This window comes from Luteolibacter yonseiensis, from assembly GCF_016595465.1.
Taxonomy (GTDB): domain Bacteria; phylum Verrucomicrobiota; class Verrucomicrobiia; order Verrucomicrobiales; family Akkermansiaceae; genus Luteolibacter; species Luteolibacter yonseiensis.
Genome location: NZ_JAENIK010000011.1, coordinates 659,871 through 682,898, shown reverse-complemented (window position 1 = coordinate 682,898; position 23,028 = coordinate 659,871). Strand labels below are relative to the sequence as shown.

Sequence of the window (23,028 nt, the reverse complement as noted above, 5' to 3'; positions counted from 1 at the left end):
GCCTCCGGCTTCCTCCCATGCCCGGCAGCTAACCACCATAGGGACCAGTCCGCAAGGGATGCTTCCCGTATAAATCTTGATGCATTTCCACGCCACACGCTTTAGCATCATCGTCCAGTGGACCGTTCGGACTCAAAAAAAGAACTCTTGGATGATGCGGATGACAAGCGGCAGACGCTGGCCACCACCCGTCGCCAGTTCTGGCAGATCTCCAAAGCCTTCTTCGCCTCCGAGCGCCGGCGCAAGGCGCGGGGATTCCTGATCAGCCTGCTGGTCCTGGCCCTCGCCACGGGGGCGGTCCAGGTGCTCATGAGCTACGCGGGAGCGGATTTCATGACCGCGATCACCCGCAAGAATCCGACGGAATTCTGGCACACCTTGTGGAAATACATCGGCACCATCCTGCTGGCGATCCCGATCGGGGTTTACTACCGCTGGGTGGAGGAACGGCTCGCGCTCCTATGGCGCGAGTGGATGGCCCAGCACCTGGTGAAACGTTACTTCAACAACCGCGCCTATTTCCGCCTGCTCGGTTCCGAGAGTGTGGACAATCCTGACCAACGGATCAGCGAGGACGTGAGGAATTTCACCACCAGTTCGCTTTCCTTCATGCTCATCGCCCTGAACTCACTGGTCACATTGGGAAGTTTCATCGGCGTGTTGTGGCTCATTTCCGGCAAGCTGGTTGCGATTCTCCTGGTTTACGCCGTGGCGGGGACGGCCATCAGCATCGTCATCGGACGCAAGCTGGTGCGCCTGCACTACCAGCAATATGAGAAGGAAGCGGACTTCCGCTACGGTCTCGTGCGGGTCCGGGACAATGCGGAGTCCATCGCGTTCTACCGGGGTGAGAAACGCGAGCATCTGGACCTGTTCAACCGGCTCACCGCGGCGGTCACCAACATGCGCCTGATCATCATCCGCAACCGCAACCTGGCGTTTTTCACCAACAGCTACAACTATCTCGCGCTGGTCCTTCCGATCGCCGTGGTCGCCCCCATGTACATGCGGGGCGAGGTGGAGTTCGGTGTGGTCACCCAGGCGGGAGGGGCCTTCGCCACCGTCCTGACCGCCGTCTCCCTCATCATCACCCAGTTCGGCGGGCTCAGCGCCTATCTCGCAGGAGTCCAGCGTCTCGGCAGCCTGTGGGACGAACTCGACGAACACGATGCGGAGGAACAGCGCATCAACTACGAAAAAACCAAACAACCGGAGGAAAACAGCCGCATCGTCAAGCTCGAGGGCCTGACCATCTGCACCCCGGTGGTCATGAGGACGCTGGTGGAAAAACTGAGCTTCGAGCTGCGCGAGGGCCAGAGCCTCATCATCATGGGACCCAGCGGCACCGGGAAAAGCTCGGTGCTCCGCACCATCGCAGGACTCTGGCCCGGTGCCTGCGGATTGCTGGAGCGCCCCGCCGCGGACCAGCTCATGTTCCTGCCCCAGCGCCCCTACATGGTGGAGGGCTGCCTGCGCGACCAGCTCCACTACCCCTACCCCGACCGGGGAGCCTCGGACGAGGAGATCCGCGATGTCATCGAGAGCGTGAATCTCGCCAGCGTGCTGGATCGTGTGGAGGGGGATCTGGACCGCGTCGCGGACTGGAACCACATGCTTTCCCTCGGGGAGCAGCAGCGCATCGCCTTTGCCCGCCTTTTCCTGAGAAAACCGAAGTTCGCGTTCCTTGACGAGGCCACCAGCGCGCTCGACGAGGAGAATCAACAGGACCTCTACACGCTCATCAAGGAATCCGGAATCGGTTACATCAGCGTGGGCCACCGCACGACGCTCATTCCGTTTCATGACCGCATGCTGCTTCTCGACCGGGACGGTTCGTGGAAAATCGAGAATGTGACGGAAACGTAAGGAATCGCTTGTTTTACGGAAAAATCCGGGCAGGCGAAATTTTTGAACTCGACGGACCCGCCCGGATTCTTTCACCTCGTTTAATGAAAACCCCGCGTGGAATGAAACGGAATGGATTTACTTTGGTGGAACTGCTGGTGGTCATCGTGATCATCGCCGCGCTTGCGGGACTTTCCTTCGCGGTCCTGCCGCGTATCCAGCGCAAGGCGAAGGCCACCGCATCCCTTTCGAACCTGCGCCAGTTCGCACCGACACTCACGGCTTATGCCGGCGAGCACTCGCTGACCCTGCCTCCGATCAAGGGCCTCGGCAAGGATTCGGACGGAGTCGAAGTGGAACTCCTCTGGACGGAAGTCTGCCTCCAACAGATCAATCCGGACACCGCGGTCGCCAAGTTCCGTGACAAGCGCTGGTGGGAAACCACGAAGCCTTTCGCTCAAAACCCGCTATACAAAGCATGGAAGCCTGATGCTCCGGGCTACGCGATGAACGCCATGCTCGCCGAGAATGTGGAGGCAGCCAAGGAAAACGGCGGAGCCACAGGAGACCTCCTGGCCGTGCCCGTTTCATTGTCAGTGCTCTCCGATCCAGCCCGCACTCCGCTTGTCGCTCCCGGCACCCTGATCAGCTACCGCTACGACACGCAGGCGGAAATCAACCAGTTCCAACAAGGTTCGGCCAAGGAGCTGCTCGTTGAAGACAAGCTGCCGATCCTGTTTGTGGATGGTCACGTCGAGTCGCTGACTCCGAAGGAATACATCAGCCGCGAGCTCTATCTGATGCCGAGATCACAGCAATAACCGTGGTTCGCACCGCCAGACGTTTCTGACAAAGGCCCGGTCCGATTTTTTCGGCCGGGCCTTCTTTTTGAGCGTATCACACCGCCGGGGTCAGACCACCGCCAACAACTCCCTGAACCGCACGTAGGCCGCCTGCCACGCGGCTTGATTGCCGGGAACGAACGTCCGGAATTCGAACGATCTGCGGATCAGGTCCCGGCCGGCCTTGAAATCCGGAAGTTCACCGGTGCCGACCATCTGGGTGATCACATTTCCGCACGAGGTGGCTTCCACGGGACCTGCGACCACCTCGATGCCGAGGGCGTCCGCGGTGGCCTGGCTGAGCAGTTCGTTCTGGATGCCTCCGCCGCCCGCATTCAGACGGGAATACGAGGAGCCTGTCAGTTCGCGGATCCGCTCGTAAACCACCCGGTATTTGAGGGCCAGCGATTCGGTCGCCACCCGGAGAACCTGCCCTTTGTCCTGCGGAACCGCTTGGCCGGATTTTTCACACCAGGCGCGGATCTTGGCAGGCATCTCGCCGGGGCTGGCAAAGACGGCGTCGTCGGGATCAATGAACGCGGTGAAGGATTCCGCCTCATTCGCCAGCGAGGCCATTTCCGCGTAGGTCAGCTTCTCCCCGTCCAGCTCCCACTGCCGCTTGCACTCCTGGATGAGCCACAAACCGCCGATGTTTTTCAGGAAGCGGACGGTGTTGTCCACGCCGAGTTCGTTGCAGAATCCATAGCCCAGCGCCTCCGCCGAGGTGATGGGCCGGTCCGTTTCCACGCCCATGATCGACCAGGTGCCGGAGGAGAGCCAAAGTTTTTCAGAGCCTTCCATCGGAATGCCGGCCACCGCGGCGGCGGTGTCGTGCGAGGCCGAGGCCACCACCGGGATTCCCGCCCTGCCGATGAATGCGGCGACCTCCTCACGGACCGGTCCCAGCACCGTGCCGGGAGCCACGACTTTCCCGAAGATTTTCTCCGGCAGCCCGAGCGCCTGGATCACCTCCCTCGCCCACTCGCCGGTGGCGGCATCCAGCAACTGCGAGGTTGACGCGTTGGTCCGCTCCACCGCTTGTCTGCCCGTAAGCCAGTAGGCCAGCAGGTCCGGAATGAACAACAGGTTGTCCGCATTCGCCAGCGCCGGACTGTTTTTCCGCAGTTCCGCCAGCAGGTGGAGCGAGCTGTTGTAAAAATTCGTCTTGATGCCCGTCCGCGCGTAGATCTCCGACTCCGGCAGGATCGCGTGCATCGCCTCGGCCATGCCCTCGAACCGGGCATCACGGTACTGGTGCGGCATGCCCAGCAGTTCGCCTCCTTTTTCGATCAATCCGAAGTCGCAGGCCCATGTGTCGATGCCGATCGAGACAATGGCATCGCCATGCCTTGCCACCGCCCTGCGCAACCCTTCGAGGATTTCCCGGTAAAGTCCGATGACATTCCAAAACGAGCCGCCCGGCAGATCCGTTCCCGGGTTGTCGAACCGGTGCACCTCCTCCAGTGTCAGGGTGGAAAGGTCGGTGGTGGCGGCGATCACGCGGCCGCTGCCCGCGCCAAGATCAACGGCGATGAATGTTTTTCCGGCTGTCATGAGTTTCACGCGCATCGTTTTTCATGCCTTGTCATGATGCAATCCTGAATCGGCGGCCCACTGAAACACGCAGTCCGGATTGATCCTTGCCACGGGGCGGTGCTTGCGCTGGTCTGCATTTGAAAATTCCTACCCATGTCGAAATCCACCTCATTTATCACCTGTCGGCTTTCCGTGATGATGTTCCTGCAGTTTTTCCTATGGGGTGCCTGGTTCGTCACCCTGGGTGCCTGTCTGGATGCGAACGGCCTGGCTTCCATCATCGGAGCGTCCTATGGCGCGGCTCCCATCGCGGCGATCCTCGCGCCACTTTTCCTCGGCTTGATCGCCGACCGCCTGTTTCCATCGGAAAAAGTCATGGGCGTGCTGCTTCTCATCGGTGGCGCCGCAATGCTGGCCGTTCCCGGATTCGCCGCGAAAGGTGACGCGGGCATGGTGAAAAACCTCTTCCTCGTCCACCTGCTCTGCTACATGCCCACGCTCGGACTGGGGAATTCCATCGCGTTCGCGAACATCAGCGACCAAAGCAAGTTCCCCGCGCTGCGCGTGTGGGGCACCATCGGCTGGATCGCCGCCGGACTCATCGTCGGCTTCCTCGGATGGTCCACGAGTCTGAAAATCTTCACACTCGGCGGCATCGCCTCCCTCGCGCTCGGAGTGTTTTCCTTTTTCCTCCCCCACACGCCTCCTCCCGCCAAGGGGCAGCCGATCAATCTGGCATCCATCTTCATGCTGGACGCCTTCAAGCTGCTGACGAAACCGGCCTTCGCCGTTTTCATCCTGTGCTCCACCCTGGTCTGCATCCCGCTGGCCTACTACTACAGCACCACCTCCATCTTCCTCTCGGACATGGGCTTCCGGCAGCCGGCATCCTCCATGAGCATCGGCCAGATGTCCGAAATCATCTTCATGCTGCTCATCCCGTTTTTCTTCCGCAAGCTCGGGGTGAAACTCATGATCCTCATCGGCATGCTGGCATGGGTGCTGCGTTACGTCCTCTTCGCCTACGGCGCGCCCGACCAAACCGTCTGGATGCTTTTCATCGCCATCGCCCTGCACGGCATCTGCTACGACTTCTTCTTCGTCACCGGATTCATCTACGCGGACAAGAAAGCACCCGCTTCCGTCCGCAACCAGGTCCAGTCGATGCTGGTTTTCTTCACCCAGGGAGTGGGGATGTACATCGGCTATCAGGTCGCCGCCTCGAAAAGCGTGGCGGATCACGCTCCTCTTGCCGCCGCCATCAAGGCCGCGAGCCCGGCGCAGGAATTGTCCTTCGGCCAACAGCTCGGACAGATGTTTTCGGTCGGTCTGCCGGAGGTGGATGCCAGGTTGCTGGAATCCGCTTCCGCCCAGTGGAAAACCTTCTGGCTGCTGCCCGCCGGGATGGCCGCGGTGATCGCCGTCATTTTCTTCGCCGCCTTCTGGGACAAGTCCGCGGATGGAAATGACGCGAAGCACTAAGATCCGCGTTTCATCCCACGTCTTATCATCATGAACACCGGGCGCCGCCAAACCATCAAGTCCATCGCGGCACTCGCCACGATCCAGATCCTCCCGAGCCGGTTGCTGGGACTGAACGGCCAGACGCCCCCGTCCGGAGAAATCACCAAGGCCATCATCGGCTGCGGCGGGATTTCCGCATCGCATCTTCACATGCCCGGCCGCCTGCTCGCGCTCTGCGATGTGGACAAATCCCATCTGGACCAGCGGATGAACGACGCCGGGGCGGAACAGAACGGCATCAAGGGCTATCACGATTTCCGGGAAGTCCTCAAACGCGAGGACATCGACGTCGTCCACGTGGCCACGCCGCCCCATTGGCACGCGCTCATCGCCATCGCGGCGGCGAAATCCGGCAAGGACGTCTGGTGCGAGAAACCCATGAGCCGCACCATCGGCGAAGGGCTGGCCATGGTGAAGGCCGTGGAGGCGAACAAGCGTGTCTTCCGGCTCAACACGTGGTTCCGCTTCAAGGACAATTTCTACGGCATGGAGACGCCCGTGAAGCCGCTGAAGAAGGCCGCCATGCACGGGTTGCTCGGCTGGCCGCTGAAAATCACCGTCTCCGGTGTCACCGGCTTCGACTGGAAGCTCGGCATCTGGACCGGAAAAACCAATCTCCCGGTGCAACCGGTGCCCGAGGGATTCGACTACAACTTCTGGCTCGGTCCCGCTCCTGAAAAACCCTACAGCGCGCACCGCACCCACGCCTCCTTCCGCGGTTACTGGGATTACGACGGCGGCGGCCTGGGTGACATGGGCCAGCATTATCTGGATCCCGCACAATACATTCTCGGCAAGGACGACACCGCCCCCATCTCCGTGGAAATCGACGCGGACCCGCAGGACTCCGATGCGGTCGGAACCTGGCGGCGCATCGAGTTCACCTACGCGGACGGCTGCAAGATCGTGCTGGATGGCGCGAACAAGGAAACCAACGCCGCCTACATCGAGGGACCGAAGGGGAAGATCTTCAAGGGCTTCCAGTCGGACATCCCGGATCTGCTGAAAAAGATCGACGCGCTGCCGAACCCGGAACCCCAGATCACCGATTTCCACGAATCCGTCCGCACCCGCAAGAAATTCGCGCTGAACGAGCAGAACGGATTCTGGTCCTGCACCATGGTGAACATGGGCATCACCGCCCACCGCCTGAACAAAAGCCTCAAATTCGACCCGAAAACCCTCAGGTTCGACGATCCCGCCGCGAACGCGCTCATCCACCAACCGATGCGCGGGCCGTGGAAAATCGACGCCTGAGATCCCCTCCTTTCCTCCACCCTTCCGCCATGCCGTCACCTGTTAAAATTCTCTGCGTCGGAGCCGGCCACATGGGCCGCTCCCATGCCCTCGCCTACCACACGCTCGCTGGCTTCGAAATCTGCGGCATCGTCACCCGCTCGCCGGAAAGCCGCGCCGCGCTGAACGCCGGGCTGGGTGGAAACTATCCCGAATTCGCGGATTTCCACGAGGCCCTGCGCGTTTCGAAACCAGACGCCGTTTCCATTTCCACCTATCCGGACACCCATGCGGACTATGCCTCCGCGGCTTTCGACGCCGGGTGCCACGTCTTCATCGAGAAACCCTTGGCGGAAACCGTGGAGGCTGCCGAGCGCATCGTCGCCAAGGCCACCGCGTCCGGAAAAAAACTCGTCATCGGATACATCCTCCGCCACCACCCGAGCTGGATCAAATTCATCGAGGTCGCCCAAACCCTCGGCAAACCCCTGGTCATGCGGATGAACCTGAACCAGCAATCGTCCGGAGCGAACTGGCAGACCCACAAGAACCTGATGTCATCCATCTCTCCCATCATCGACTGCGGCGTGCACTATGTGGACGTCATGTGCCAGATGACCCGCTCGAAGCCGGTCCGCGTCTCCGGCATCGGCGCGCGGCTCAGCGACGAACTTCCGGAAGGGAAGATCAACTACGGCCACCTGCAGGTCACCTTCGAGGACGGCTCCGTCGGCTGGTACGAAGCGGGCTGGGGCCCGATGATGAGCGAGGTAGCCTTCTTCGTGAAGGATGTGGTGGGACCGAAAGGCTGCGTCTCGATCGTCGCGGACAAGGCCGCCGCCGAAGGCCAGAGCGCGAACGTGGACGCCCACACCCAGACACAGGCGCTGCGGCTCCACCACTCCACCCTGACTGCCGAAGGCACCTTCGCGAAAAGCGATGACATCCTGCGCCTGACGGACGAGCCGAACCATGACGAACTCTGCCACCGCGAGCAGGAGTTTTTCCTCAACGCCATCCACGGGGACACCGACCTCACCGACCACATGCAGGACGCCCTTTCCTCCATGCGCATCGTGGAAGCCGCCGACGAAAGTTTCCGCACGGGAAAAACCGTGGAGCTGTAATCCCGGAAAAACATCACAGCTTCCAAGCTTGGGTTTTCCCTCTTCGTCTTGAGTCTTCCGTCTTCCCGTCTTATGTCTTCGCGCGTGCCGCGACTCCCAGCCTGGTTGGAAAGATACCGCATCCTGCCGAGGTGCGTGCTGGTCTTCGCCGCCGCGCAGTTTCTCATCAATCTCATCAACACCGCGCAGTTCCTCCTGCTGAACCTTTTTCTCAAGGAACGGGGTCTGGATGATCCCGCCATCGCGGCACTCACTTCGCACCGTTTCCTCGCCACCTTCTTCCTCGCCCTGCCCGCCGGGCTTTGGCTGCGGGGCAAGCCGCTGCGCAAGCCCCTGCTCGTCGCCTCCATCCTGTTTCCCGTCACCGCGTTGTGCGCGCTTGAGACGGTGCAGTTCGGTTACATGAAAGCCGCGTCGACAAGCTTCGTCGCCATGGGATTCGCGGGAATGATCCTCAATGTCGCCAGTCTTCCCATGATGCTGCGCCTGGCTCCGAAGGACCAGTCCAGCGAGGCTCTGAGCCTGCTCTTTTCGACGTGGGGCGCGGCCAGCATTTGTGGCGGAGTCCTGTCCAGCGCGCTCCAGAGCATCGGGCGGGTGGATTTCGGGACGTTTCATTTCGTGCTCAACGAACATTCCACATTGTTTGTCCTCACGGTTTGCGGACTGGGCGCTCCCTTTCTTTACGCCCGCATTCCGGACACCGTTCCCGCGGAAAAGTCCGCACGCCACTGGCTGCATGTCCACCGGGAGGACTTCCCATTGCTGCTCCGCGCCCTGCTGCCCACTCTCTGCATCGCCACCGGCGCGGGATTGAGCATCCAGTTCCTCAATCTGTTCTTCAGCCATGTTTATCAACTGGACTCCGCGAAATACTCGCTCTTCGGCTCGATCAGCTACGTGTTGGTGTTCATCACCGGTCTCATCGTCCCGGAAGTCCGCCGGCGCCTCGGCTGGCGCGGCGCGATCCTCGGAGTGCAATCCGCCGCCGTCTTCATGCTCGTGGTGATGGGCCTTACCGAGCTGTGGAAAGACGCGGCATGGGCGCTGCCCGTCGCGCTGGTCTGCTTCATCTTCCGGCAACCACTGATGAACATGGCGGGTCCGTCCACCAGCGAGCTATCCATGTCCTACGTCGGCGAGCGCAACCGCGAACTGATGAGCGCGTGCAGCGGAGCCATCTGGAGCGGCGCATGGTGGCTGGCCGCACGGATGTTCGAGACACTCCGCACCCACCACCTTCCCTACTGGCAGGTTTTTCTCACGACCGCCGTACTCTACCTTTTCGGCACCCTCGCCTACAACGGTCTCATCCGTGCGGTGGAGCGCAAGGACGTGGAAACGGTGTGATGCCATTTCACACAATTTCAGGTGAAGCTCCGGATTTGAAACGTGAGGTTCGCTGTGATCCGCAAGATCAGGAACCGTCCTCCCAGCATCGTGCAAACACACAAAAAAGGCCGTTTCCAAGATGGAAACGGCCTTCTCAGTGAATCTGGAAAATCTCAGTTCGCAGCGGCTTGGGCCACCACGTTCACGCGGCGACCTTCCTTGTCGAACTGCACGCGGCCGTCGATAAGGGCGAAGAGGGTGTGGTCGCGGCCGATGCCGACACCAAGACCCGGATGCACCTTCGTTCCGCGCTGGCGGATGAGGATGTTGCCGGCGATGACAGCCTGGCTGCCGAACTTTTTCACGCCGAGGCGCTTGCTGCGGGAATCGCGACCGTTCTTGACGGAGCCTTGTCCTTTTTTATGGGCCATGGAAGTAGATGGTGAAAGGGGTGATGAATTAGCCTGCGATCGAGGTGATCTCGAGCGTGGTCAGTGCGCGGCGGAAGCCGATCTTCTTGTGGAAACCTTTACGGCGCTTGAACTTGAAGGCGACGCCCTTTGGTCCGCGGTATTGGTTGATGACCTTGGCGGTCACGGATGCGCCAGCCACGGTAGGAGCACCGATTTTCACGGAATCACCTTCGCCGACGAGCAAGACGTCAAACTGGATTTCTGAATCGACGGCGGCGTCGAGCTTCTCGACGTCGAACTTGTCGCCTTCTTGGATGCGGTATTGTTTACCGCCGGTTTTGATCACTGCGTAGGCCATGGCCGGATGGGAATAAAAGTTGGTCCACCCCTGTGGGCGGGCGGGGAGAACACCACGCCCCCCCCACATGCGCAAGATTTTTTTGCCATTAATCCAAGTTTTCAGGGATTTCCGCCCCCCTTCCCGTTCGTTTCTTGACAGAATAAAGGTTCGAGCCGCTCATGAAAGCATGAAATGGCCGATGTTTTTTGGAAATCTGCTGCTGGTCGCGAACCTGAACGCCCAAGCAGCGGAGGGAACGGAGCTGCTGGACAAGGTCATTTCCTACCCAGGGTCCTATTCACAGGTTTGCGACGTGTTCACCTCGCCAACCGACATTCCCTACAGGGCGTTTGAAATCTCCGGCCACAGGGAGGCCACCTTCTCCCGGGTGAAATCCGCCGCAATCAAGGAGAACCGCGAATCGCTGGTGCGGGCGGTCCGGGCCCGCCTCCTTGCCATCGACCTTGCAAAACCAGCCAGAAGCCTCCCGGTGGATCCCTCGCCGGACGAAAATGAAAATCACGAAATAAGCAGCGGGGCGGACCCCATGACTCTCAATCCTTTTTTATTGGACCTGATCCGGGAAACCCACGCCATCGAAGCCCTGCAGGAGCTGCTGATCATCGAAGGCAAGCTGGTGAAAGGCATCGCCTCAGCCAAAGACGATGCGAAGGCCGCGCCACCCGTCGTCGATGGTTGGCTCGTTGCCGAAGAAAACGAACCATCCACTTCCCCGGTCGGTTCGGATGACATCGGGGAAAATCCCCCTGAAAGCGAAAAAGACCCCACTCCGGAGGAGATCGCCAGACTCGACCGCAAGAACCATCTCTTCCAAGCCCGCGTCGCCCAGCGCGATGTGGTGATGACCATCGCCTTGCTGCTGCGCGAAAAGTCTTACGCCCCCTATTTGAAAACCACCTTCGAAGCCGCTTACGCGAAGGGCCTGAAAGCGCAGTTGAAAGACGAGGGAGTGGATGACTTCAAACCGGGTGACCCTCTGACGCCCGATATGGAAAAGATGCAGATGCAAATCGACAAGATCACCGGACTCCCTTTCCTGAAATTCCGCTCAGTCACCATCCCCTACAGCCGGGAATCCCGGGATGAAATCCGCGCCGCAGCCGCACAATGGATCTCCGAACATCCATAATCCTGCTTCTCGCGGGTGTACTGTTTCCGGGAGCCGCCCACGCCATCGAAAAAAAACCGGGGCCGAACCACCATCAGCTCGTCCACATTTCCGCCGGCACCCATGTTCTCGGTGATGCCGGGCACAAGCTCAACCGCCCCCATTCGTTCAAGACTCCCGGCTATTTCATCTCCGACTGCGAAACGACGAACGCCCAGTTCGCCGCGTTTGTCGCCGCCACCGGCTACCAAACGCACGCCGAGCGCAACGGCTGGAGTCTCGTCGGCGGAGAAGGCAGCGCCGAGTGGGAATGGAAACGCATGGATGGCGCGGATTGGAAGCAACCATTCGGCCCCGGAGGTCCCGACGCCACGAAACTTCCCGACCACCCTGTCACCCAGATTTCCGGTGAGGACGCGCGCGCCTATTGCAAATGGATCGGCGGCCGGCTTCCGGACATCGACGAATGGGAGGTCGCCGCCCGGGCCGGAGCGAAAACGCCGTTTCCATGGGGACGGGATTTCCAGCCGAAACTCGCGAACACCTGGAACGGCGCCGACCATCTCAAAAACACCCGCGAAGACGGATTCGTGCTTACCTCACCCGTCCGCACCTACCCGCCGAACGCATGGGGACTCTACGACGTGGTCGGAAATGTTTTCGAATACTGCGAGGGACATCCGTCCTGGATATCCTCGACGGACGCCGACCGCCGCATCTGCGGCCGCGGCGGTTCATGGTGGTGTTCCAGCCATTGCTGCGGCTTCCACAACCTGCTGGACATCGGCAGCATGTTGAAAACCGCATCGCTGCCGAACCAGGGGTTTCGCGTGGTGTTTGATTGATCACCACACTCCCGTCTCATCAAGGATGCGGGCGATCCTCTGGCGTTCCGGGATCTTGATCTCCGGGTGAGTATTTGCGGTGGTGGATAGGAAAACCTTCTGAAGCCGTGAAATCACCCGCGTTTTCACCGCATCGGGCAGGCTGCGGAAGGCCTCGGAATAGACCATGTAAGAGCAGTGGTATTTGAAAAGGCGGGTGTTCAATTGGAAATCCGCCAGCGAGTCTCCCGCCGCGGTGCGAGGGATTGCGGCGGCGAACTGCTGTTGAAACTCCTCGTCCCCCTCCACTCCGTCCTCGCCCTGGCCTGTCTCGCCGGTGAAAAGGAAGCAATCGACGATTTTCTTCGCCGCCTGATCCGCCACCCGTCCGGCGACGCCTTGGTCCGGATCCGCCTCGGGATTCACGGACTTCGACAAATGCTCGGCCCGCCGGTAGTTCATGGATGCGGCGGTGAGAAGATTGTGTGCCTCACACTGATGCTCCAGCACCATCAACGCCACGATGTCGCTGGTCAGGCGCGGGTATTTCGCCGGATCGATCTTCCCGTTCAAATCCACCAGCGGAATCACCGAAGGTTCGCCGGAATCCGTTTTTTCGTAAGTCCGGTTTCCGAGATGCGGCAGCGAGACCGAACCCGTCACCCAATATCCTCCCCATCGCCCGGGGATGGGAGTCTGCTGGGTGACCAGTTCCGAGCCCAACGCCAGCAGGGGGTGGCCGTCCGCGTCCGGATAAACCGAGCGCACCAGGAGACCGGGCACGTTTTCCGTCCGCCCGGTGGCATGACAGGACAGACACTCGCTCGTATCCCGCTCCACCTTGACCGGTCCCGTGCCGTTTCCGATGTCGATATGATAGAAAACCGGCCCCAGCCGGGCATCCTGTATCGCCACCTCCACCGCTCCGCCGGGGACGTAGCCGACGTAACAATCACTGGAAAAATACAACGCCCGTGGATTTCCCGGATGGATCAGGCCGTTCTGTTTGCTGGTTTTCGAAAACACCAGGACCTGCGACGCCTCCGGAACCCGCAGATCCTTCAATATCCCGCGCACCCGCTCCAGCGGTGAGGCGTCCGGCAGGGATGCCCACCTGCCCACCAGCTCTATGACCCGATCCGCCGCCGGAGTATCCGAATACGCCACCGGAGGCAGATCCCACGCGTCCACCTGCTGCGCCCGCAACGGCAGCGCGAAACAGAGAAGGATGAGGAAACGCAAAAGCATCGGCAGGACTACCGGGGAAGAATGATGGATTTCTCAAACATCGCGAGACGGAGAGAGGATGAGCCCATCGGTTTCAGCGCTTCCTGAGAGAAATCCCATATCGTCCTGAGCTGCGGCTGGTTCCGTGCAGGGGCACCGGGCGAGGCGCGAGCAGACGGGCTGACGCCCACGCATGCAATCGTTGTGAGATGACATCGAGCAGGAAACCGATGAGCAATCCGACACACGCACCGCCAACTGCTCCATAAACCAAAATCCACCAGTCTCCCGCTTGTCCCTGGAAAATGGATTGAACCAACCAGGCACAGAAGGCACCGGCAAGAATGCCGGAGAAAAGTCCGCACTGGAGTAAAAACGCCCGGATACCCGCCGCCGTGCGCCCACTCCGTATCGCGACAAATACGGAGGAGGAGATCACACCGACACCCAGAAGAACCGCCCCCACCATGCATGCCACCAGACCTACCGCAATTCCAACGCCGATCAGAATCAAAGCGACGACGCCAAGGACGAGTGCGAAGAGTGCAATGGAGGAATGATATCAGATCCGCCTTGGAGTTCCCAACCCAATCAGAGTGAGGAAATCAGCCGATGAATCCGCTCCCCCTCACACACGCCGCAACAATGTCCCGACCACCTCTCCGGCCTCTTGCGCCATCCGCCCGAACTCTCCGGAAATCCGTTCATCCCGCACCACCCGTTGCCAAAAAATTTCAGCCCAGCCTGCAGCTTCCCGCCACGATTCAGCCAGCGCGGGCAGGGGTGGAGCGGGGGAAAACCGGCGGGGAGTGAGTTCGCCCTGGTTTCCCGGGGACCATAACATCGGCAGCATGTCATAGGCTGGGGTGACCTGGAGCGGCAGCGTATCGCTGAGGAAAAACGCCAGATTTCCGAAATGCATGTCGGTGTTTCCGATCAATTCGCCAAACGCCTGCAGCCGCCGGATCTTCTCCAGCGAACCGCTGTCGATCAGTCCATGGCGGTGAAGCTCAGTCGTAGCATCCAACCAGTCTCTCGACAAATTCCCGATCAAGGCGGCAGCCAAGGCCTCGAGAGACACGACACCCACCCGTCCGCCAGGCCCGCACCGATCGAAACGGGGGACTTCCAGGAACCGACGACCGTCGGCATCCAGCAGACGCACCCCCGGATTCGCCAGCCCCCACTCCGCCAGAACCTGATGGGCGTGGAACTCACACACCAGCAGGTCCGCCCAGCGCCTACCCACCGGCTCATCCATGCGGGCGGAAAATTTTACCAACACCGGCTGAAATCCGCCCGCGTCATCCCGCAGTGTCGCAAGGAACTTCGGCTGTTCGCCACCAGCCGACGAACCCGGCATGACCTCAGCGAATCCCGACGCCCGCGCCGCATAGAACGCCTTTCTATTTTGCCAGGCCACCGCTTTTCCATCCGGCAGATCAGCAGATCTCGCTAGGGCGCGACGCACCATTTCGTCTCCCACCACCAGATTTCCCGGCAGATCTTCCCCAATCGCCTGTTGGTAAACGATCACATCATCATCACTCCACTGGCGCGGGTCGTCCGGTAGTTGCAACGTCCTCGAAATACCATGGGAGATGAGCCGTCCGAGGAACCCTTGCGGCCGGGCGTCGCCGAGAAAAAAAGGAAAACCGCTCCACAATCCATTTTTTTCTGTAAAAAATCCCGCCCACTCCGGCGGCGCGGATGCCCAATTCATCCGCCACTGCCGCTCATGCATGGCTTCGAGTTCCGCCCACTGCTCTGCCCGGCCGGACGCATCAATCCGGTAGATCCGCCAACGGTTCCCAATATTGCGAATCCTCCGGCGCAACAAATAGCGCGTGCTGCGTGTGGCCCCGAGAGTCACCAATTCATCTCCGAAGTCTGGCAGAATCCTGACAATCGTCGTCCGGTTCACCCGCGCCAGCCCCCCCAACTCCGTAGCCGAAATCGGCCCCCGCGCCCTGATGAGCGGGATGAGGGTTTCAAACGTAATGTGTGCGGGGCGTGCCATTGACCCAACGGATTATGCATCATAAAATAATGCATTGCAACATTTATAAAAAACTCATTTATAAATATTTATAATTTTAATCTAATATATTACGCATCAAAATAAGATCGTAAATTTTACCATTTTTCCTCCGCGTGGAGAAGTAGCGGCAAAATTCACCGATGGATGCCTCGGCCATGTCACCCATAACCGAAAGCCTGAAGATAGGATTTCAATTTCCCCATATGAGGCTCCAAGGCTGCCGAATAGCGTTCCCAGCGGCCCACCGCTCCTTGGTGGATCGGCTGGGTGACATCGTGATAGGTCGGGGCGTACAGGACTTTCCTACGGGCGTTGTCCTGGAACCGGATCTGGTCCGGGTGCCACTCCAGACCGAGAAACCCGGTCACGCGGCGGCCTTCTTTTTCCAGATCCCCGACGACATCCTCGTAGCGTGTCTCGATCCAGTCGAAGCCTCCGAACTCTTTAAGCCGGAGCCAGACATCCATCAGGTCGGAGTAGTGTTTGACGGTGCGTTCCAGGCTGAGGAAATTCACATTGGTGGCGTTGAGCGTGATGTTCAGGAAAAAACAGCTGATCACGACATCCCGGGGATCGCGCAGGGCGATGATGGTTTTGAGCTCCGGAAACGCGCGCAGCCATGATGGAAGGGACATGGTGGCCGAAGGATTCTTGTCCAACAACACCTTCGCATCGCCGGTGCCGGAAACCTCCCGCAGCATGCTGCTGAAATACCTGCTCCGCATTTCCGCCAGGCGCGCCGAGGTGGCGGTCCGGTCTCCTTCGGGCAGGGTGTCGAGCTTGCTGGCGATTTCCTGCTGGAAGGCGGTCGATTCGTCGAACGCCATCAGCCCGGGATGGGCGTCGAGAATCTGCTCCATCAGCGTGGTGCCGCTGCGGGGGTGTCCGCCGAGAAAGGCGATCCTGTGCCTCGGGGGTGGACCAGCGCATCCGTCGCGCCAGCGGAGGATGGATTCGCGGCCGAGTCCTGCGAGGGACTGCCTGCGGATGTGGTCCGTTTCATCATAGCTTCTTTCCAAGGCGGCGATGTCGGTGATGGTCCGGATCTCGGCCTTCGCTTCGAGCAGCCACCGGATCGCCTCGTCATACCGGCCGAGCTGGTCGAGCACGACGCCCAACAGGTGGCGGGCGGCGTATTTCACATACGGGTATTTCGGGACGTCCTTGATGAGCTGGCGGAGTTCACTCTCGGCCTCCTCATGATTTTTCCGGCGGTGCTGGAGAAACGCGCGGAAATACCTCGCCTGATCATCACGCGGATGGAGGGCGAGACAGGATTCGACGCATTCCCATGCCTCGTCCATACGACGCTCCTTTTCAAACCAGACGGCGAGCTTGATGCGGGCGTCGACAGAACCCGGGTCCGCCGCGAGCGCGGCTTCGTAGCAGGTGCGGGCCTCATCCAACTGGCGGAGGCTTTGGTATTGCTGGCCGATCATTCCCAGCAGCGACGCGTTCCGGGAAGCAAGCTCGCGGGCGCGGCGGTAAGCCTTGTTCGCAAGAGGGAAATCGAGCTTTCCCGCGGCGGAATTCCCAAGCTCGAACCACAGCTCGGCGATCGTCGGGTAGCGGCGGAGGAGCTCCTGATAGATGGGAATGGCGGCTCCGTGATTTCCTTCCAGCAAATGCTGCTGCGCCTTCCGCCATCTCGCGGTATCGCGGGGGTTGCGTTGCAAATGGGCCATCGCGCCTTGCATGTGGATGAGTTAACCCGGCTATCCCGACACACTCCATTACAAACCACCCGCCGCCGGACGAACCGACGGCAGGTGATCCGCCCATGTTTTCCCATAAAATCAGGGACCCGTCACCTTGAGACGGGTGAAGGTCTTTTCAGAACCGGCCGGCAAGGTATATTGCAAAGGAGCCGCGTTGCTCAGATTCGGATCCGAAACGGGGACATCGGTCCAGACGGACAGGTTGGTGGAGGTTTGCACGGTGAAATCCGTGCCGTAGACGCCGGTATAACCCGCGCCCTTCGGCCAGGAGATTTTTCCAGCCTGGATACCCGGACTCGCCGTGGATGCGGAACCGGAGAGGCCCATGAAGTATTCTATGCCGTTCGGCACACCGTCGCCGTCATGGTCCTGGGCGAGCGTCTGGGAGGGAGCGTTGGCGGTCGCCCACGCGGAGAAACCACCCGAGGAGGAGCCGGTGACCACGGTGAGAACACCGGTGCCGGAGAAACGGCTGTTATCCTTGAACGTGGCGGTCGAAGCGGTGGAGCCGTAAGTACCAGCCACCTGTTGCGCCGCTCCATAGAACAGGGTGTCCACGGTTTCCGCTCCGGTGACATCCACCTTGCCTCCGTCGATCACGAGCTTGTTCGTGTCCGGGATGGATGTGCCGGTCACCGCGAGCGTGCCTCCCGTGACGGTGGTGGTTCCGGTGTAGGTGTTGGGACCGGAGAACAACACCCGGCCGGGGCCGCTTTTCGTGATGGATTTGGTGTTGCTGATCACCCCCGAGATCACCAGATCATCCGCCGCGGCCCCGTCGCTGACGACCAGGCTCAGGTCGTTGTACAGGTTGAGAGGAGAGGCGATGGTCGAGCTCGTGGCCGCCGCATTGATGGTGTAGACGGAACCGGACAGGGTCCGGATTCCATCCTTGGCGGGAGTTCCGGTAGTGGAGCCCGCGGTCATGGTCAGCGAGCGGATGTATTGCTCCGCGCCCAGCAACCAGTTTCCTCCGTTGATGGCGATCACGGGAACATCGCCGCCACCGCCCACCGAACTACCCAGCGAGTGGACGTTCGGAGTGCTGAGGGTCGCACCGGAATTGATGGTGATCAGCTTGCCCGGGGCGAAGGCTGTGGCGAACGCGCCGCCGGTGGCGACCAGCGTCCCGTTGTTCACGATGATGTCACTGTTGTTGGTTCCGGCGCTCATGGTCAGCGAGCCCGATCCGTTTTTCACGAGGGTTCCTCCGGAACCGATCAACTGGCGACCGAGCGTCTGGGCGTCCGAACGGTCCAGAACCAGCGTGGCGGCCTCCAGGGTGATCGCACCGGCTCCGCCCAACAGGCCTGTGGTTCCGCCGGTTCCCACGGTAACCGTGCCGCCGGAGAGGATCACCGGACCAGTGTAGGTGTTGTTGGTGTTGATCGACAGATTTCCCGCTCCCGTTTTTGTCAATCCGGTGCCACCGGTGATCGCACCGGTTCCGGACAGGGAGTAATTCTTGGTCGGATTGTCAAACGTCACGACCCCCGGCACAACGGTGGCATCCAGCGTCACGCTGGTGTTTCCAAGGATGTCGCCGAACGTGACGATGGAGCCGTCCGTGTATTTCGCGGGCGACCAGTTGTTCGTCGTGTTGATGTCCCAAACGCCGTTCACGGCACCGGTCCACTGGATTTCGGGAACCGCCACGGCGGTCACGTCCAGATAGATCTTCCCCGTATTCACAAGATCGTCCACCAGCGTCGCGGTGATGCCGGAGGGCAGCGTGCCGAGGGTGAGCGAGGCGATCGAAAAACTGCCGGTGGTGGTGGCCATGAGGGGATACCGGCCGACCACCGGAGTCACACTCCGGACATTGATGGTGACGGGGTATTCCAGCATGAGATCCCCCGTGGTGATCGGCGCGACGGTGGTGCTGGAAAGCGAAAGGAAGTCCACCTTGTTGGTTCCGACAGGTTCCGGCAGATCGCTCAATATATAGAAACCGGAAACCGAGATCGCGGGTGTGGAACCCGAACTGGCGACGCTCAGGGAAGTATCGTCATACATGAACAAACCGGTGCCGGTCAAACGTCCCGTCACACTGAAGGTCCCTCCGTTGACAAACACGTTGTAGATGTTGGTGCCCGCTCCTGCGAAAGTGGTGGTTCCGCCACCCGTCAGCCTCACTTTCCTGCTGTTCCCGGAAATGGGGCTGTTGATGATGAGACTCCCGGTATTCGCGATGGAGAGGGTATCCTCAGGCATTCCCTCGCGGAGAACAAACGTGCCGCCGGAGATGGTGGAGTTGCCGCTGTTGGTGATCTTGGAACCCGCCCCTCCGTAAGACCAGTTCGCGCCTGTGACCGCGGTCATGCTGGCGTTGTTCAGGGTCGTATCCATCGACCACAGGCCGTTTCCGGTGACACCCAGGTTGTAGGTTCCGCCGTTCACATTCAGAACGCTGCAATTCGTGGCATAGCCGATCGCGTCGGGGACCGTCGTCGTGGCGGTGGCGCCCGGACTGATGGTCAGGCTGGAACCACCGCCACCTCTCGAAATGGCAAGTGTCCCGGCACCGACGACCACAGGTCCCGTGATCGGATTGTTGCCCCCGCCGAGCGTGAGCTTCGCGGGACCGGCTTTGGTGAATCCGGCGGTGCCGTTCAGGTTCGCGGTGATCGCCGCGTCCACGTTGGTGGTGATGGATTGGGGCGCGGTCAGGGTGAGGGTTTGAGAAGCGGCTGGCGCGATGGTATAACTCCCGCTGTTGAAAATGATGCCGCTCTGGACGGAGATATTCTCCGCGAGCGAAACCGTGTAGGAACCGTTTCCTCCACTGCCGAAGGAGGCGACATTGATCGGGTTCCACACGATGTCGGCGGTGCCGTTCCACCAGTTCGCGGTCGTCGTGTCCCATGATCCGGATCCGTTCTGGGCGCCGGAAGTCGCGGTGTCGCCATCCCAGGTGACCGCCACCGGAGCCGCCACCGAGACGGTGACCGGCTCGCTGGTCGCGGGATTCGCGGGATACAGACTGCTCGAAACCACCAGGGTGTAGGTCCCTATGTCCGCCGCCGTCGCGGATGAGACCGTGTAGGAAATGTTTTTGGCGGCGGCTCCCGGGATATCGGTTCCGTTGCGTTTCCACTGGTAGGAGAGGTTTCCGATCCCCAGGGCGGTGCCGGTCAAGGTGAACGAAGCGCCGGTGGCCGCGAGCGAAGTCTTCGGAAAACAGGAAGTCACGACCGGTTTGTCGGTCACGATGAGACCGGCCACCGCGCAGTTCGCCGGATCCGGCCGGTTCGGATTGGTGAAGACGATCGAATCGTTCGTCAGCACAGGGCTGGCCCCAACCCCCATCTTGTCCGGCAAGAGGGTGAAAGCCACCGTGCCCAGACTGTTGAAGTCCGGATCGCTGATTTCCACACTGGATGTCGCGGTGGTTTTTCCACCCCCGATCAGACCCACCATATACCCGTTTGGAAATTTCGCGTTCAAGCCGCTCACCTTGAATTCCCACCCGGTGTTGTCGATATAGCTCCAGGTCGCCTCATAGTTCCCCGGGGTCATGTGCGACTGGACGACGGATCCGGCCGGCCAGGCTTCTCCGAAATCCGCATAGGTGGTTCCCGGTCCGGTGTAAGGGCCGGCCCACAGGTTCGTGGCATTGAGATCGACACTCATCCCGGCGAACGGGATGCCGTTCACGACCGCAGGATCTTTGATAGCGATCGGATCCGTGTTGGTCCAGTCCGCGACCTCCACGCCGAATGCCTTGGCCGTCACCGGAAATCCGGTTGTCTGGTAACCGCTGCCGAAGCCCACCGTCTGTGGAATGGCCCCGGATTCATAATACCAGGATTGGAAGTTCAGCGCCACTGTGGAACCCGCTTCAGCGGCTCCAAGCATCAAGGCCGCGGCAGGAACCGCCAGGGCGCCCCGCAGGGCGGTTTGCATGTTATCATTTTTCATCTTGTTGGGTATTGATAAAATTATGGCTCGGGGTTCCGCATGAGGCTGGTTGAGGAACAGGTGTTGTCCCCTGCTCATGGGAGATGCGGAAACAGGTGGGGCAGGGAATTCCGTTGTTCCCGTCACACGAAAAGGAATGGCGACCGATAGGTTTCATGTTGGATGTCCAATCCCGGCGAAATGATGACCAAGACTCTTGTAGCCCGTGATAATCATCTATTAGCTCGTGCTAATATCAGGGTGAAAAAAAGGCGCAAGCTAAAAGAGACGGATCGAAATCCTGACAGCTTGTTCCGTGCCATAAACCGGATGGAATGACGGACCTGGGTATGATCCCTGATCATCAATTCGGGCTGAACCGCTTGCGAAAATCCGCAGTGGCGAAGCACCCGCTTCCATGGAGATTTCCAAGGCTGGCGTACGAATCCATCTCCGCACGGATGCGGCATTCTGTTTCCGGGACTTATCGGGAATCAACCTTCCCGGAGCCTCAATCCTTGCGCTTCAGCAATGGGAAAAGCACGACGTCGCGGATGGTGGGCGCACCGGTGAGCATCATGCAGAGACGGTCCAGTCCGATGCCGATGCCACCCGCCGGAGGCATGCCGCATTCGAGGGTTTCGATGAAATCGTAGTCCACCTTCTGTGTCTCTTCGCCGGACTGGGCTTCGAGGCGGGCGCGTTGCACGTCGGGATCGTTCAGTTCCGAATAGCCTGGTGAAATTTCCTGACCGTTGATGATGAGTTCGTAAACCTCCACGGTTTTGCCGCCGGGGCTGACCTTCGCGAGGGGCACGAGTTCGCTGGAAACGCGGGTGACGAAGCAGGGATCGAAGGTCTTTTCCTCCACCAGTTTTTCGAAGACCTGCTGGATGACCTCGTGGTCCTCCATGTTTTCGGAAATCTGCACGCCCTTCTCCTCGCAACGGGCGCGGCGGCCCGCGGCGTCGATGGTGAAGAAATCATCTCCGGCGGCTGCCGCGATGAGATCGTGGTAGCCGGCGCGCTTCCATGGGCGGGCGAGGTTGATGGTGCGGGTGACGTTGCCCTCCTCATCCTTGTGCTCGATCTGGAGGCCGCCGCAGAATTTCTCCGCGAGGTGGCAGGTGAGTTCCTCGACCATGTCCGCCATCTCCTCGAAATCGGAGAAAGCCCAGTAGGCTTCCAGCATGGTGAATTCCGGATTGTGGCGGCGGGAGATGCCTTCGTTGCGGAAGCTGCGGTTGAGTTCGAAAATCTTCGTGAAGCCACCGACCAGCAGGCGCTTGAGGAAAAGCTCCGGCGCGATGCGCAGCGTGAGCGGCATGCCGAGCGCGTTGTGATACGTCTCGAACGGGCGGGCGGCCGCACCACCGGCGATGTCATGGAGCATCGGTGTCTCCACCTCAAGGAATCCGCGGTCCTGGAGGAAGCGGCGGATCTCGGCGATCATCAGCGAGCGCTTGACGAAAACCGCCGCGCTGTCGGCATTCCCCATGAGGTCGAGATGGCGCTTGCGGTATTTGATCTCCCGGTCGGCGACGCCGTGCCACTTGTCCGGCATGGGGCGCAGGGACTTGGAGAGCACGGTGAATTTTTCCAGCTTGATGGTCGGCTCGCCGGTCTTGGTGAGAAAGGTCTCGCCCTCGATGCCGATCCAGTCGCCACGGTCGAGGCATTTCCAGGCCGCGGCCTCGGTTTCGCCAAGGTTCTTGACGGAAACGTAGCCTTGGATGGAACCGAGGACATCGGCGAGTTGAAAGAAACACGACTTGCCCATGTCACGCAGCGCGGTGATACGCCCGGCAACCTTCACCTGCCGGCCTTCCTCGAAATCCGCCCGGAGTTCGCCCGGTGTGACAGAGACCTCGAAGCGCGCGCCATACGGATCAATGCCGAGCTCACGGAGTTTTCCGAGCTTCTCGCGACGGACGGCGATCAGTTCTGCTTCGGTATTTTGCGGCTGCTGCGGGGTGACTGCTTCACTCATGACG

At 60.4% G+C, this 23,028-nt stretch carries 16 protein-coding genes; 8 read left to right on the top strand and 8 right to left on the bottom strand.

Features of this window, described 5'->3' with window-relative positions; translation table 11 throughout:
- Positions 1-117: 117 nt before the first annotated feature.
- Together JIN84_RS12625 and JIN84_RS12620 are read left to right on the top strand one after the other, a co-directional pair.
- Positions 118-1,866 (top strand): ABC transporter ATP-binding protein/permease, encoded by a 1,749-nt coding sequence (locus JIN84_RS12625; protein ID WP_200351398.1) that lies wholly within the window; start codon positions 118-120, stop codon positions 1,864-1,866.
- Between the two features lie 83 nt (positions 1,867-1,949).
- Complete coding sequence (locus JIN84_RS12620) at positions 1,950-2,666, top strand: type II secretion system protein (protein ID WP_200351397.1); 717 nt, start codon at positions 1,950-1,952, stop codon at positions 2,664-2,666.
- A 90-nt stretch (positions 2,667-2,756) separates the two neighbouring features.
- Here JIN84_RS12620 and JIN84_RS12615 read toward each other — a convergent pair whose 3' ends face one another.
- Complete coding sequence (locus tag JIN84_RS12615) at positions 2,757-4,241, bottom strand: rhamnulokinase (protein ID WP_200351396.1); 1,485 nt, start codon at positions 4,239-4,241, stop codon at positions 2,757-2,759.
- A 135-nt stretch (positions 4,242-4,376) separates the two neighbouring features.
- On the opposite strand from JIN84_RS12615, the gene JIN84_RS12610 reads away from it, so the two are divergent.
- The 4 genes from JIN84_RS12610 to JIN84_RS12595 all read left to right on the top strand — a co-directional run bounded on the left by JIN84_RS12610 (position 4,377) and on the right by JIN84_RS12595 (position 9,460).
- Entirely contained in the window at positions 4,377-5,705 is a 1,329-nt protein-coding gene (locus tag JIN84_RS12610; RefSeq protein ID WP_200351395.1) for an MFS transporter, read from the top strand.
- Between the two features lie 30 nt (positions 5,706-5,735).
- Positions 5,736-7,004 (top strand): Gfo/Idh/MocA family oxidoreductase, encoded by a 1,269-nt coding sequence (locus tag JIN84_RS12605; protein ID WP_200351394.1) that lies wholly within the window; start codon positions 5,736-5,738, stop codon positions 7,002-7,004.
- 29 nt (positions 7,005-7,033) lie between these two features.
- On the top strand, positions 7,034-8,110 hold the full coding sequence (locus JIN84_RS12600) for a Gfo/Idh/MocA family protein (RefSeq protein ID WP_200351393.1): 1,077 nt from the start codon (positions 7,034-7,036) through the stop codon (positions 8,108-8,110).
- An 84-nt stretch (positions 8,111-8,194) separates the two neighbouring features.
- Positions 8,195-9,460 carry an MFS transporter gene (locus tag JIN84_RS12595; RefSeq protein WP_200351392.1) on the top strand — a complete coding sequence of 422 codons (1,266 nt, stop codon included), beginning with the start codon at positions 8,195-8,197 and terminating at the stop codon, positions 9,458-9,460.
- Positions 9,461-9,615: 155 nt separating this feature from the next.
- On the opposite strand, the gene rpmA is transcribed toward JIN84_RS12595, so the two are convergent.
- A complete protein-coding gene (gene rpmA / locus JIN84_RS12590; protein ID WP_200351391.1) occupies positions 9,616-9,873 on the bottom strand; it encodes a 50S ribosomal protein L27 in 258 nt (85 codons plus the stop codon).
- Positions 9,874-9,901: 28 nt separating this feature from the next.
- Entirely contained in the window at positions 9,902-10,213 is a 312-nt protein-coding gene (gene rplU / locus JIN84_RS12585; protein WP_200351390.1) for a 50S ribosomal protein L21, read from the bottom strand.
- Between the two features lie 169 nt (positions 10,214-10,382).
- On the opposite strand from rplU, the gene JIN84_RS12580 reads away from it, so the two are divergent.
- Both JIN84_RS12580 and JIN84_RS12575 read left to right on the top strand, forming a co-directional pair.
- Entirely contained in the window at positions 10,383-11,345 is a 963-nt protein-coding gene (locus tag JIN84_RS12580) for a hypothetical protein (protein WP_200351389.1), read from the top strand.
- Positions 11,324-12,169, top strand: coding sequence for a formylglycine-generating enzyme family protein (locus JIN84_RS12575; RefSeq protein WP_200351388.1), 846 nt, complete (start codon positions 11,324-11,326; stop codon positions 12,167-12,169). The genes JIN84_RS12580 and JIN84_RS12575 overlap by 22 nt, the downstream gene beginning before the upstream one ends.
- On the opposite strand, the gene JIN84_RS12570 is transcribed toward JIN84_RS12575, so the two are convergent.
- The 5 genes from JIN84_RS12570 to lysS form a co-directional block, all read right to left on the bottom strand.
- Positions 12,170-13,396 carry a hypothetical protein gene (locus JIN84_RS12570; protein WP_200351387.1) on the bottom strand — a complete coding sequence of 409 codons (1,227 nt, stop codon included), beginning with the start codon at positions 13,394-13,396 and terminating at the stop codon, positions 12,170-12,172. It lies immediately after the preceding gene.
- A 607-nt stretch (positions 13,397-14,003) separates the two neighbouring features.
- On the bottom strand, positions 14,004-15,395 hold the full coding sequence (yjjJ, locus tag JIN84_RS12565) for a type II toxin-antitoxin system HipA family toxin YjjJ (RefSeq protein WP_200351386.1): 1,392 nt from the start codon (positions 15,393-15,395) through the stop codon (positions 14,004-14,006).
- 179 nt (positions 15,396-15,574) lie between these two features.
- The gene (locus tag JIN84_RS12560) at positions 15,575-17,101 is read right to left on the bottom strand and encodes a tetratricopeptide repeat-containing sulfotransferase family protein (protein ID WP_200351385.1); all 1,527 of its coding nucleotides are present in this window, start codon (positions 17,099-17,101) and stop codon (positions 15,575-15,577) included.
- Between the two features lie 111 nt (positions 17,102-17,212).
- Positions 17,213-21,055 carry a beta strand repeat-containing protein gene (locus JIN84_RS12555; protein WP_200351384.1) on the bottom strand — a complete coding sequence of 1,281 codons (3,843 nt, stop codon included), beginning with the start codon at positions 21,053-21,055 and terminating at the stop codon, positions 17,213-17,215.
- A gap of 490 nt (positions 21,056-21,545) precedes the next feature.
- A complete protein-coding gene (lysS, locus tag JIN84_RS12550; RefSeq protein WP_200351383.1) occupies positions 21,546-23,024 on the bottom strand; it encodes a lysine--tRNA ligase in 1,479 nt (492 codons plus the stop codon).
- Positions 23,025-23,028 lie beyond the last annotated feature (4 nt).